The sequence below is a fragment of the Cellulomonas sp. P4_H12 genome (assembly GCF_056400905.1).
Genome location: NZ_JBFUKJ010000013.1, coordinates 91,880 through 104,658, shown reverse-complemented (window position 1 = coordinate 104,658; position 12,779 = coordinate 91,880). Strand labels below are relative to the sequence as shown.

At 72.6% G+C, this 12,779-nt stretch carries 13 protein-coding genes; 3 read left to right on the top strand and 10 right to left on the bottom strand.

The genetic code is table 11. From position 1 onward, the window contains the following. The first annotated feature begins 93 nt into the window (after positions 1–93). Positions 94–1,470, top strand: coding sequence for a TrkH family potassium uptake protein (locus tag AC1DQC_RS09295; RefSeq protein WP_477050948.1), 1,377 nt, complete (start codon positions 94–96; stop codon positions 1,468–1,470). Continuing rightward, entirely contained in the window at positions 1,463–2,170 is a 708-nt protein-coding gene (locus AC1DQC_RS09290) for a potassium channel family protein (protein WP_477050947.1), read from the top strand. Before AC1DQC_RS09295 ends, AC1DQC_RS09290 begins: the two co-directional genes overlap by 8 nt. Before the next feature lie 79 nt (positions 2,171–2,249). Here AC1DQC_RS09290 and yjfF read toward each other — a convergent pair whose 3' ends face one another. From yjfF to AC1DQC_RS09255, 7 genes are all read right to left on the bottom strand, one after another. Beyond that, entirely contained in the window at positions 2,250–3,278 is a 1,029-nt protein-coding gene (gene yjfF, locus AC1DQC_RS09285; protein WP_477050946.1) for a galactofuranose ABC transporter, permease protein YjfF, read from the bottom strand. Continuing rightward, entirely contained in the window at positions 3,278–4,315 is a 1,038-nt protein-coding gene (locus tag AC1DQC_RS09280) for an ABC transporter permease (RefSeq protein WP_477050945.1), read from the bottom strand. Before AC1DQC_RS09280 ends, yjfF begins: the two co-directional genes overlap by 1 nt. Further along, positions 4,312–5,850, bottom strand: a complete 1,539-nt coding sequence (locus AC1DQC_RS09275) for a sugar ABC transporter ATP-binding protein (protein WP_477050944.1) — start codon at positions 5,848–5,850, stop codon at positions 4,312–4,314. Before AC1DQC_RS09275 ends, AC1DQC_RS09280 begins: the two co-directional genes overlap by 4 nt. A 94-nt stretch (positions 5,851–5,944) precedes the next feature. Next, the gene (locus AC1DQC_RS09270; protein ID WP_477050943.1) at positions 5,945–6,958 is read right to left on the bottom strand and encodes an ABC transporter substrate-binding protein; all 1,014 of its coding nucleotides are present in this window, start codon (positions 6,956–6,958) and stop codon (positions 5,945–5,947) included. A gap of 794 nt (positions 6,959–7,752) precedes the next feature. Further along, complete coding sequence (locus AC1DQC_RS09265) at positions 7,753–8,484, bottom strand: ABC transporter permease (protein WP_477050997.1); 732 nt, start codon at positions 8,482–8,484, stop codon at positions 7,753–7,755. 119 nt (positions 8,485–8,603) lie between these two features. Continuing rightward, positions 8,604–9,353, bottom strand: a complete 750-nt coding sequence (locus AC1DQC_RS09260; RefSeq protein WP_477050942.1) for an ABC transporter ATP-binding protein — start codon at positions 9,351–9,353, stop codon at positions 8,604–8,606. Between the two features lie 55 nt (positions 9,354–9,408). Further along, on the bottom strand, positions 9,409–10,227 hold the full coding sequence (locus tag AC1DQC_RS09255) for a maleylpyruvate isomerase family mycothiol-dependent enzyme (RefSeq protein ID WP_477050941.1): 819 nt from the start codon (positions 10,225–10,227) through the stop codon (positions 9,409–9,411). Between the two features lie 47 nt (positions 10,228–10,274). Here AC1DQC_RS09255 and AC1DQC_RS09250 point away from each other — a divergent pair, with 47 nt between their 5' ends. Beyond that, entirely contained in the window at positions 10,275–10,673 is a 399-nt protein-coding gene (locus tag AC1DQC_RS09250; RefSeq protein ID WP_477050940.1) for a DoxX family protein, read from the top strand. Positions 10,674–10,680: 7 nt separating this feature from the next. Here AC1DQC_RS09250 and AC1DQC_RS09245 read toward each other — a convergent pair whose 3' ends face one another. The 3 genes from AC1DQC_RS09245 to AC1DQC_RS09235 form a co-directional block, all read right to left on the bottom strand. Further along, positions 10,681–11,313: a TetR/AcrR family transcriptional regulator gene (locus tag AC1DQC_RS09245; RefSeq protein WP_477050939.1), complete on the bottom strand. Its 633-nt coding sequence runs from the start codon at positions 11,311–11,313 to the stop codon at positions 10,681–10,683. A gap of 22 nt (positions 11,314–11,335) precedes the next feature. Then, the gene (locus AC1DQC_RS09240; RefSeq protein ID WP_477050938.1) at positions 11,336–11,557 is read right to left on the bottom strand and encodes a hypothetical protein; all 222 of its coding nucleotides are present in this window, start codon (positions 11,555–11,557) and stop codon (positions 11,336–11,338) included. 62 nt (positions 11,558–11,619) lie between these two features. Continuing rightward, entirely contained in the window at positions 11,620–12,774 is a 1,155-nt protein-coding gene (locus AC1DQC_RS09235; protein ID WP_477050937.1) for a hypothetical protein, read from the bottom strand. Positions 12,775–12,779 lie beyond the last annotated feature (5 nt).

Here is a 12,779-nt window from a genome sequence, read left to right as displayed (position 1 = left end):
CCCGGTCTCGGGCGCCTGTCGGGTCGAGCCGCACGCCTCCCGCGTGCCAGAGTTGCCCCGTCCGGCAGGCGCCGGCCGGAGCGGGGAGGTGCGATGGCGCGGGGCGGCCCGGGCGTGGCGTGGCGGGTGCGCGAGCTCGTCGACCGGTCGGCGCGGCAGTCCCCGGCTCGGCTCGCGCTCGGCGTGTTCGCCCTGGTGATCGCCCTGGTCACGCTGGGCCTCTCGGCGCCGTGGGCGACGGCGAGCGGGCACCGCGCCCCGTTCGTCGACGCCCTGTTCACCGCCGCGTCCGCCAGCACCGTGACCGGCCTGGTCGTCGTGCCGACGGGTGAGTACTGGTCCGCCTGGGGGCTCGTCGTCATCCTGGTCGCCATCCAGATCGGCGGTCTCGGCGTCATGACGCTCGCCTCGCTGCTGGGCATGGCCGTCTCCCGCCGGATCGGGCTCACGCAGAAGCTGCTCGTCTCGTCGGAGACCAAAGAGACCCGCCTCGGCGAGGTGGGGTCGCTGATCCGCACGGTCATCATCACGTCGGTGTCGCTCGAGCTCGCCATCGCGCTCGTCCTGTTCCCGCGGTTCCTCATGTTCGACGAGGACCTGGGCGAGGCGGCGTGGCACTCGGTGTTCTACGCCATCTCCGCGTTCAACAACGCCGGCTTCGTCCCGACGCCCGACGGCCTCGAGCCGTTCGTGTCGGACTGGTGGGTGCTCCTGCCGATCATCGTCGGCGTCTTCATCGGATCGCTCGGCTTCCCCGTGATCCTCAACGTCGCGCGCCACCTGCGCGAGGCGCGCCGATGGAGCCTGCACTCGAAGCTCACCGTGACCACGAGCGTCGCCCTCGTCGTCGCCGGCTCGATCCTCGTGGCGTCGTTCGAGTGGACCAACCCCGGGACCTTCGCGCCGCTCGGACCGAGCGCCACCGCGCTGGCCTCGCTCTTCGCCGGCGTCATGCCGCGGTCCGGGGGCTTCTCCACCGTCGACGTCGGGCAGATGCACGAGAGCACGTGGCTGCTCATGGACGCGCTCATGTTCGTCGGCGGCGGCTCCGCCTCGACGGCCGGCGGCATCAAGGTCACCACGCTCGCCGTCATGCTGCTCGCGATCCTGGCCGAGGGGCGTGGCGACCGGGACGTCGAGGCGTTCGGCCGGCGCATCCCGCGCGAGGCGCTGCAGGTGGCCATCGCCGTCTCGCTCGTCTCGGCGACGCTCGTGCTGGTGTCGTCGCTGCTGCTGCTGTCCATCACCGACTTCGCGCTGGACCGGGTCCTGTTCGAGGTCATCTCCGCGTTCGCCACGTGCGGGTTGTCCACCGGGATCACCCCACACCTGCCCGACCCCGCCAAGTACGTGCTGACTGTGCTCATGTTCATCGGCCGGACCGGCACGATGACGCTTGCGGCCGCGCTCGCGCTGCGCAACCGTCGTCGGGTGATCCGGCTACCGGAAGAGAGGCCGATCATTGGCTGACAGGTTTGGCGACCCGATCAAGGGGACGCAGAACGCACCGCGCACGCCCAAGAAGGACTCCGGCGTGCTCGTCATCGGGCTCGGCCGGTTCGGGTCGGCGATCGCCGCGACCCTCGACCGTCTCGGGCAGGACGTGCTCGCCGTCGAGCGCAACCCCGAGCTCGTGGCCCAGTGGGCCGGTCGGATCGCACTGGTCGAGGCGGACGCCGCCAACCCCGAGGCTCTCGAGCAGCTCGGTGCGCGGGAGTTCCCCGTGGCGGTCGTCGGCGTCGGCTCGTACCTCGAGGCCTCCGTGCTGATCACGGGCAACCTCGTCGACATCGGCATCCAGCAGATCTGGGCCAAGGCCATCAGCAACGAGCACGCGCGCATCCTGCAGCGGATCGGCGCCCACCACGTGGTGCTCCCCGAGGCCGACGCCGGCGCCCGCGTGGCCCACCTGGTCTCCGGCAAGCTCCTCGACTACATCGAGGTCGAGGACGGGTTCACCATCGTGAAGATGCGTCCGCCCAAGGAGACGCAGGGGTTCACGCTCGCGCAGTCGAGGGTCCGCGAGCGGTACGGCGTGACGGTGATCGGCGTGAAGAGCCCCGGCGTCGACTTCGCCTACGCGACGCCTAGCACGCGGCTGTCGGCCAACGACCTGATCATCGTGTCGGGCCACGCGGACCTGCTGGAGCGCTTCGCCGCCCGACCCTGACGGCCGACGAGCTCGTGACTGCGCGCCCGCCTCGCCGGTCTGGACCGGCGAGCTCGACGCGCAGTCACGAGCTCGAGCGTCAGCGGCGCCGGATCGCCAGCAGGCGCTGCAGGATCACGAAGATCAGCAGCAGCGCGCCGATGAAGATCTTGGTCCACCACGAGCTCAGCGTGCCCTGGAACGTGATGATCGTCTGGATCAGCCCCAGCACGAGCACGCCGAGCACGGACCCGAGGACGAAGCCGCTGCCGCCGGTCAGCAGGGTGCCGCCGATGACCACGGCGGCGATGGCGTCGAGCTCCATGCCCACACCGGTGAGCGCGTAGCCGGACCGCGAGAAGATCACGAAGAGCAGGCCGCCGAGCCCGGCGCACGTGCCGCTGATGACGTAGACCAGCACCTTGGTGCGCGCGACGGGCAGGCCCATGAGCCGCGCGGACTGCTCGCCGCCGCCGATCGCGTAGACCGTCCGGCCGAACCGCGTGTAGTGCAGCGTCACGAACGCGACGAGCACGACGGCCAGCGCGATGACGCCGCTGGGCGTGATGACCAGCCCGTCGTCGGTGCCCCAGCGAGTGCGGGCCAGGGACACGATCGTCGGGTCGGTGATCGGGATGGACTCGGGCGCGACGATGTAGCAGAGCCCGCGCGCGAGGAACATCGCCGCCAGGGTGGCGATGAACGGTTGGATCTCGAACACGTGGACCATCACGCCGACCACCAGCCCGATGACGGTGCCGACGAGGATCACGGCCGGGATGGCCACCGCGGCGCCGTAGCCGTGCGTGAACATCCACGCGGCCACGCAGCTGGACAGGGCGACGACGGCGCCCACGGACAGGTCGATGCCGCCGGTGAGGATGACGAAGGTCATGCCGACGGCGAGCACGACGAGGAACGAGTTGTTGATGAGCACGTTGGCCATGACGCGGCCGGTGAGGAAGTTCTCGTACAGCGAGCCGCCGACGGCCAGCATGATGACGAGGACGACGACCGCGCCCAGGACGGGCAGGTAGCGCTCGTCGATGCGGAACCGGCGGACCCGGGCGCGCAGCGGCGTCGGCTCGTCCGCCGGCAGCGGGGTGGTGGTGATCTGGTCGGTCGCCATCAGGCCGGCACCTCCACGGGTACGGGTGCGGTCGCCCGTCTGCGGGACCGCATCTTGGAGCGGACCACCGGCGACTGGAGCAGGCAGACCGCGATGACGACGAGCGCCTTGAACAGCGAGACCGCGTTGGCGGGGACGCCGAGGATCGTGACCGAGAAGGTCAGCGTGGTGATGACGAGCGTGCCCACGAGCGTGCCACCCAGGGAGAACTTGCCCCCGGCCAGCGACGTCCCGCCGATGACCACGGCGAGGATGGCGTCGAGCTCGATGAAGAGCCCGGCGTTGTTGGCGTCGGCCGCCATGATGTCCGAGCTCTTGATGAACCCGGCGATGCAGGCGAAGAACGCGCACAGGACGTAGACGGTCCAGATGATCGTGCGGGACCGGACGCCGGCCAGGCGTGACGCCGACGGGTTGATGCCGACCGACTCGATGAGGACGCCCAGGGCGGTGCGCCGGGTCATGAGGGCGGTCGCGACGAAGAAGAACCCGGCGATCAGCGCGGCCACCGGGAGCCCGAGCCAGTACCCGCTCGCGATCGTCTTGTACGGCGCGCTGGTGACCGTGGTGATCTGCCCGCCCGTGATGAGCATGGCGATGCCGCGGCCGGCCGTCATGAGGATCAGCGTCGCGATGATCGGTTGGATGCCGACGACCGCGATGAGGAAGCCGTTCCACACCCCGATGACCAGGCAGACCAGCACCGCCACGCCCATCGCGCTGAGGACGGTGGCCACCGAACCGGGGTCGGGCGACGCGGCGATCTGCGTGAGCGCGATCGCCCCGGCGATCGCCATGACGGCGCCGACGGAGAGGTCGATGCCGCGCGTGGCGATGACGAGGGTCATGCCCAGCGCGACGAGCAGCAGCACGCTCGAGCGCCGCACGATGTCGATGGGGCCGCCGTACAGGTGCCCGTCGCGGACCGTGATGTCGAGGAACGTGTGCGACCTCAGCACGCACGCGACCAGCAGCACGGCGAGCGCCACGACCGGCCAGAACAGGCGGTGGCGCGTGATCGATCCGACGGTGCTCATTCGCTCTGCCCTCCGCTCGCGATCAGCTGCACGACGTCGTCGGTGGTGACGTCGTCGGAGTTCGTGATCTGCGCGACGAGCCGGCGGTCGCGCAGGACGGCGATGCGGTGCGAGAGCCGCAGCACCTCCTCCAGCTCCGCGGAGATGAACACGATCGCCATGCCCTGCGCCGCGAGCTCGGCGACCAGCCGCTGGATCTCGGCCTTGGCGCCGACGTCGATGCCGCGCGTGGGCTCGTCGAGCAGCAGGAGCTTCGGTTGGGTGGCCAGCCAGCGGGCGAGCAGCACCTTCTGCTGGTTGCCGCCCGACAGGTTGCCCGCGATCGCCTCCGGGTTGGCCGGGCGGATGCCGAGCGCCTCGACGTACCGGTCCACGACCTCGTCGGACTTCCGCTTCGACACCCGGCGCAGCCAGCCGCGCTCCGCCTGCAGGCCGAGCACGATGTTCTCGCGCACGGTGAGGTCGCCGACGATGCCCTCGGTCTTGCGGCTCTCGGACGAGTAGACGATCGAGTGCGACAGCGCCGAGCGCGGCGTCCGCATCTTCGTCGCCCGGCCCTCGACCCGGATCTCCCCCTTGTCGGCGCGGTCGGCGCCGTAGAGCAGGCGCGCGAGCTCGGTCCGACCCGAGCCGAGCAGGCCGGCCAGGCCGACCACCTCGCCCGAGTACACGTCGAGGTCGAACGGCTCGATGGAGCCCTTGCGACCGAGGCCGATCGCCTGCAGGTACGGCGTGGTCTCAGCGCGCTCGGCGACGGACCGCTTGGGCGCCTCCTCCAGCTGCTCGAGCACCTCGAGCGCCCGGCCGATCATCTTCTGCACCAGCTCCACGCGGGGCAGCTCCGCCGTGCGGTACTCCCCCACCAGCGCGCCGTTGCGCAGCACGGTCATGCGGTCGCTGATCGCGTACACCTGGTCGAGGAAGTGGGAGACGAACAGGATCGCGACGCCCCGGTCGCGCAGGCGGCGCACGACGTCGAACAACCGCGCGACCTCCTCGGCGTCGAGGCTGCTCGTCGGCTCGTCGAGGATCAGCACGCGGGCATCGACCACCATGGCGCGCGAGATCGCGACCAGCTGCTGCACCGCGAGCGAGTGGGCCGACAGCGACGACTTGGGGTCGATGTCGAGGTTCATGGTGCGCAGGTGCTCGCGGGCGGCCTGGCGTGTCTTCCGCCAGTCCACGATGCCCGCCCGACGCACCTCGTGGCCGAGCATGATGTTCTCCGCCACGGAGAGGTTGTCGCAGAGGTTGACCTCTTGGTACACGGTGCTGATCCCCGCGGCCTGCGCCTGCGCGGGACCCGTGAAGGTGCGCTCCTCGCCGCCGACGACGATGCGGCCGGAGTCGATCGCGTACACGCCGGTGAGGGCCTTGATCAGGGTCGACTTCCCGGCCCCGTTCTCGCCCATCAGGGCGTGGACCTCTCCGGGGAACAGTCGGAAGTCGACCGCATCGAGCGCCTTGACGCCCGGGAACGTGATGGAGATCCCCGACATCTCGACGATCGGGGTCACAGGAGCTGTCTCGGTCATCGTCGACCTTTCGTCCGCGCCGGTCCCACCGTACCGACAGGGCTGTGCTGCCCGGGGGACGCGGAGGTCCCCCGGGCAGCCGGGGCAGGGTCGATCAGTACTGCCGGGTGGGCAGTGCCTCGATGGCCGCCGCCTGGTCGAACGCGTCGTCGTGCGTCACGATCCGCGGCTCGACGGTCCCGCCGTCGTGCAGCGTCTGGATGATCTTGGCCAGGTCCGGGCCGAGCAGAGGGTTGCACTCGACGATGTAGCTGATCTTGCCCTCGGACAGGGCCGTCATGCCGTCCTTGACGCCGTCGATGCTGACGATCTTGATGTCCTTGCCGGGAACCTTGCCGGCCGCCTCGATCGCCTCGATGGCGCCGAGCCCCATGTCGTCGTTGTGCGCGTACACCACGTCGATGTCGGGGTAGGCCTGCAGGAAGCCCTCCATGACCGTCTTGCCCTCGGCGCGCGTGAAGTTGCCCGTCTCGGAGGCGATCACCTTGATGTTCGAGTTGCCCTTGATGGCGTCCGCGAAGCCTTCCTTGCGGTCGATCGCCGGCGCCGAGCCCGTGGTGCCCTGCAGCTCGACGACGTTGATGGGCTCGGTGCCGAGGTTGTCGGACACCCACTCGCCGACGCGCTTGCCCTCCTCGATGAAGTCCGAGCCGATGAACGTCACGTAGAGCGACTTGTCCTCCGTGTCGACCGCACGGTCGGTGAGGACCACGGGGATGCCGGCGTCCTTGGCCTCCTCGAGCACGCTGTCCCAGCCGGACTCGACCACGGGCGAGAACGCGATGTAGTCGACGCCCTGCGCGATGTAGGACCGGATCGCCTGGATCTGGTTCTCCTGCTTCTGCTGCGCGTCCGAGAAGCTCAGGTCGAACCCGGCGTCAGCGGTGAGCGTGTCCTTGATGGACTTGGTGTTGGCGGCACGCCAGCCGCTCTCCGAGCCGACCTGGCTGAAGCCGACCGAGATGTTGCCGCCGTCGTCGCCGCCGCCGCTGCTGTCGCCGCTTGCGCTATCACCGGAGTCGCCGCCACCGGCGCAGGCCGCGAGCCCGAGGGCGAGCACCGCGATCCCGGACGCGATCGACCGTGTCCTGAACTTCTTGCTGACCATCTGCTTCTCCTCCTCGAGAAACGCACGCGCATGCGGCACCGGTCCACGCCGACCGGCCCGCGTCGTGCACCCGGGGCACCGGGTGCACGAGCCTCGCCGAGTTGCCTCCGCGAGTGGTTCGCCCGATGTTAGCGCTCACATTCTGCTGCGTGGGGGAGTTTTCAGGTTGCATTCCGGTCACGGTGAACGTTTCGCATGACGGACCCCGCCGCACTTGTGACGGCCGGGACGCGCGGGGCGTCTCCCGCACCCCACACGTTCCGGCCGTCACAGGTGCGGCAGGATCGGACGGCTGGCGGGCCAACCATCCCGGCCGCGTCGGCGGCGAGCGGTCCTCCACCCCCGCGGCGAGCGGGTGCCGGGTCGAGCTTGCCGACGTCGAAGCCCTCGGCGACGCGCACCGTCGAGCTCGCCGGTTCTCGACGAGCTCGCGAGTTCTCGACGAGCTCGCGAGTTCTCGACGAGCTCGCGGGTTTGAACACGCGAGTTCGTCGCGGACTCACGAGCTCGCGCGGCTCATCTGGTGTGAAGCGGGGCGGGTCGCCCCGAGAACGTGGTTTCTGCGCGAGATCGAGGGTTCGGATCCTCGATCTCGCGCAGAAACCTCGATCTCGGGCGCGCCGCGACGGCGCGCGGTCGGGTCTGCAGTGCGACGGCGTGGGCCAGGGCGCGCGCTGGGGTCGAGGGGTCGGCGGCGTGGGCCGGGCGCGCGGTCGGTTCCGRGGGTCGGCGGCGCGGGCCGGGCGCGCGGTCGGTTCCGGGGTGCGGCGGCGTGGGCGGGGCGCGCGGTCGGGTCAGGGGGTGCGGCGGCGGAGGGTGGCGCCGCCGACGAGCAGGGCGCCGACGATGAAGAGGGCGATCACACCGACGTCGCCGCGGACGTCGACCCAGGTGGCGCCCGCGGCGAGCTGCTGCATGGCGTCCAGCGCGTAGGTGAGGGGCAGGACACGCGAGATCCACTCGAGGACGGTCGGCATCTCGTCGCGGGGCATGAGCAGGCCGCACGTGATGAGCTGCGGGAAGAGCACGAGCGGCATCAGCTGGACCGCCTGGAACTCCGTCTTCGCCAGCGCCGACGCACCGAGGCCGAGCGCGCAGCCCAGGACGGCGTCGAGCACCGCGACGAGGATGACCAGACCGATGGGCCCGGCGACGTCCATCCCGCACACGCCGACGGCGAAGCCGACGATGACCAAGGCCTGCACKGCCGCGAGCACCGCGAAGGCGAGGGCATAGCCGACGACGACGTCGCCGCGCCCGATCGGCAGCGTCATCAGCCGCTCGAGGGTGCCGGAGGTCCGCTCCCGCAGGGTCGCCACGCTGGTCACCAAAAACATCACCACCAGCGGGAAGAGCCCGACCAGCAGCGGACCGAACTGGTCGAGCACGGGCGTGCCGTTGAACATCCACGCGATCAGGCCGATGAGCAGGCACGGCAGGAGGACGACCAGCGCGATCGTGCGCTTGTCGTGCCGCAGCTGGGTGAGGACCCGCCGCGCGGTGGCGGCGGTCAGCGCCGGACTCAGGCCGCCCGGCCTGCGCTCACGCGCCGCCTGCCCGGTCGTGGGGGCGGTGTGCGCGTCGGCGTGCCTGGCGCGGTGGCGACCGACGCCGTCCTCGTCGTGCACGGCCGGCTCGAGGGCGCTCATGCCGCGGCCCCCGTCCCGCCCTCGCGGGCGACGGCCTGGTCGACGAGCGCCAGGAAGGCGCCCTCGGCGTCCGTCGTCCCGGTGGCCGACAGCAGCTGGTCCAGGGTGCCGTCCGCCAGCACGGACCCGCCGCGCAGAAGGATGAGGCGGTCGCACCGGGCGGCCTCGTCCATGACGTGGCTGGACACCAGCAGGCTCACGCCGGAGCCGCTCAGCCGGTGGAACAGCTCCCAGAGGGCGCGGCGCAGGACCGGGTCGAGCCCGACCGTCGGCTCGTCGAGCACCAGGAGGTCCGGCCGGCCGAGCAGCGCGATCGCGAGCGACACCCGGGCGCGCTCGCCGCCGGACAGGGTGCCGATGGACTGGCCGGCGTGCGCCACGAGGTCGACATCGGTCAGCGCCCGCCGGATGCCCTCCGCGTCCACCCCGAGGATCGACGCGGCGTAGCGCAGGTTCTCGACCACCGTGAGGTCGGCGTACACGCTCGGCGCCTGCGTGACGTACCCGATCCGCCGCCGCAGCGCGGCCGACCCGGCCGGGGAGCCCAGCACGGTCACGGTGCCGCCGGCCACGATCTGCGCGCCGACGATCGCGCGCATGAGCGTGGTCTTCCCGCTGCCGCTCGGACCGAGGAGACCGACCACCTGGCCGACCGGCACGGTCAGGTCGAGGGACTCGATGACGGCGGTACCGCCGCGCACCACGCGCAGACCGGTGACCTCGATCGCCACCTCGTTATTCCCCATACGGGGAATTGTGCTCCTCGCCGTGTGCCGCGCGCAAGGAGCACCGGACCGACGTCTACTGCGTCGACTCGACGATCACCGCGCGCAGCCGCGCCACCGCCGCGGGATCGCCGCCCAGCTCCAACGAGTCCGCGGGCCCTCGGCCCCAGAGCCAGAGCTCGAGGTCCCACGCCGAGCCGGAGACCGTCGCGCTCACGTCCTCGTCCTCTCCCTCCCACGGCGCACCGCCGACCAGCTCCGCGCAGTCCTCGTCGTAGGTGGTCCCGGTGGTGGGCGACGTCCCGTGGAACCGGCCGAAGGCGACCACCCACTCCCGTCCGGCGTCGACCGCCCGCAGCCGGACGCGCGCACCGTCGGCGACGAACGCGGCCCACTCCGGCAGGCCGCTGACCATGACGGCGAGCATCTCGTCCACGCCGTCGGCGGCCAGGAGGACCCCCGGATCGGTCACCGGCAGCCCGGCTGCCTGCTCCGCGTCCACCCGGTGCACCAGCGCCTCGTGCGCCTGCCGGCGGTAGACCCAGTCGACCGTCCCGCCCGTCGACGACCAGGACCAGCACGGCTCGTCCGGGTGGTGCGAGCGCAGGGCGCTGAGCAGCGCGTCGGTCCGCCCCCGCAGGAACGCGACGAGCTCGTCGTCGGGCCGGCGCTCGGTGTCGTCGGCCTCGTCGGGTCCCGCCGGAGCGTGCGCGACGATCTGCGACCAGAAGTCCTGGACCTCGCCGAGGTGGAACGCGAGGTCGGCCGCGTCCCAGTCGCCGCACGACGGCACCGGTGCCGAGGTGGGCGCCCGGTCGAGCGCGTCGGCCGCGCGTGCCGACTCCTGGGCGATCACGTCGGCGTAGAACGCGGGTGACAGCGCGACGGTGTCCATGTCTCGCACCGTACCGACCAGCACCGACAGCGGTTACCGTGGCGCGCGTGCCTCCCGTGCCCGCGTCCGTCCTCCGTCGCCACCTGCCCGCGCTCGCGCTCGCCGCCCTGCTCGGCACGTCGGGCGCGCTGCACCTGCGCCGCCCGGGGATCTTCCGCCCTTTGATCCCCCGGAGCCTCGGCAACCCCGACCCGTGGGTGCTGGGCAGCGGCGTGGCGGAGCTGGCGTGCGCCGCCGCCCTGGCCGTCCCSGGCACCCGGCGGGTCGGTGGGCTCGCGTCCGCGGCGCTGCTGGTCGGGGTGTTCCCCGGCAACGTGACCATGGCCGTGCGCTCCCGGCCCGACGCCCGGTCGTGGGCCGGCAGGCCGGCCGTCGCGTGGGCCCGGCTGCCCCTGCAGGTGCCCTTGGTCGCGTGGGCCGTCGCCGTCGCGCGTCAGCCCGGCTGACCTGCCCTCACCCCGCGCCGAGCGGACCCGTCAGGTAGCGCTGCAGGGCGGGGCTGACGACGCCGACGACCTCCTCGACCGACATCGACGCGACCGGCTCGAGCCGCATCACGTGGCGCGCGAGCAGGACCCCGGCCACGTGCGAGGCGACGAGCGAGACCCGCAGCTGCTGGTCGGGCGGCGGCAGGATCCGGGCGACCTGCCCGAACACCTCCCGCCCGACGTACCCCATGAGCGCCTCGGCCTGCACCTCGCCCGACGACATCCCCGAGAACGCCACGCGGAACGCGACCCCGCCGTCCGCTTCCCAGACCCGCAGGACGGCCGTGAGCAGGCGCGCGCCGAGGCCGTCCACGCCGCCGGCGGTGATGCCGCCCGCGATCACGGCCGGATCCGCCCCGGCGGGGATCAGGCCCGCGGCGAACAGCTCCGACTTGTCGCGGAAGTAGTGGCGCACGAGGGCGGGGTCCACGTCCGCGCGACGAGCGACGGAGCGCACGCTCGCGCCGTCGTAGCCCCGCTCCGCGAACTCGTCGCGCGCCGCCGCCAGGATGGTGCCGCGGGTGTCCTCGCCCGCCGGGCGACGACCGCGGCGACGCCCCGGCGCCGGGACGTCGTCGATCGCGTCGCTGGAGGACATGGCACCAGCGTACGGAGCCGCCCTACGACTCCGGCGGCGCGCTGCGCTGCGTCGGCACCTCCGTCAGCGAGGACGGGGCACGGTGGGTCGGCCAGCGCAGCGGTCGGGCGACCACGGGCGCTGCGGCGACAGAGACGACCGCGACGGCGACTGCGGCCGCGGTCCCGGCGACCTGGAGAGCGGCGGCGGCCAGGCCGCCGGTCACGAGGACCGTCTGGAGGGAACGACGAACGACGACGTGCATGGGTGACTCCTTGACGACGGTGGGACGGGCGCGGGGCTGTCGCGGGGTGCGCGACGGCCCGCTCACGCCGGGGAGTCGGGGATCTCGGTCGCAGGTCCGGGTGCGGGGTCGGCGCAGGGGCCGGCACGGGTGGTCGGCCCGCCCAGCGCCGAGAGACGGACGCCGGGCGCGAGGACTCCCGCGATGCCCGTCCCGCTGCCGCCCGACGACGCGGAGCCCGGCGCGGGCAGGCCCGCCTCCCCGCCACCGGGAAGGTCMGTCCCGCGCTGACCGCCACGACCCGTCGCCACCGGGGGCGCCGACGCGTCGCCGAGGGCCGGCGCCGCGGGGCCTTGCTCGGGTGGTGCCGGCCGTGCCGACGGCGAGAACGCAGCGACGACGGCGAACCTCAGCCGCGCGGGCTCGTGCAGGACGGGGATGGCGACGAACTCGCTCGCCTGCGTGCCCGCGACGACCGGCCCGACGACCGGCGGCGCCAGTGCCCCGACGTGAGCGGGGCCCCGGGTCACCGGCAGGAGCAGATCGGTCCCCGGGTCGAGCGCGTTGACGACCGGGCCGAGCGCGTCGCCGACCGGCAGGAGGACGTCGGTCACCGGTGCCAGCGCGTCCGTCACGGGGGCCAGCGCGTCGGTCAGGGGCCCGAGCGCATCGGTCACCGGGACCAGCGCGTCGGTGGCCGGGCTCACCGTGTTGGTCACTGGGCCCAGCGCGTCGGCGACCGGGGCCAGGGCGTCGACCACGGGCACGAGCGCATCGGTCACCGGGGCCAGGGTGTCGGTCGCCGCGGACGATGCGTCGGTCGCCAGGACCAGTGTGTCGGTCACCGGCAGGAGCGCGTCGGTGACCGGGGCCAGCAGCGGAGACGCCGCGTCCGCGGCGGGCGATGCCACCGCGGCGACGACATCCACGACGCCCGATCCCCCGACTCCGGCGACCGGCGCGAGCACCGGGCCGGGTTCAGCCACAGGCTCGACGACGGCGCCAACCACCGGCGCGAGCACCGGCTCGACGACGGCGCCGGCCACAGCCGGGACCACGGAAGCGAGGGCGTCGGAGACCGTCGTCGCCACGGCCGCAACGGGAGGGGCGGGCGTGGGCTCGGCGTGCGCCGGCGCCGCCGACCACCCCGCGGTCACGAGCGCCACCAGGATCCCGCCGGCCACGGCGAGCAGCGCGCGAAGCACCCAGGTCATCCCGGACGCCCCCTGCATGCTCATCGTTC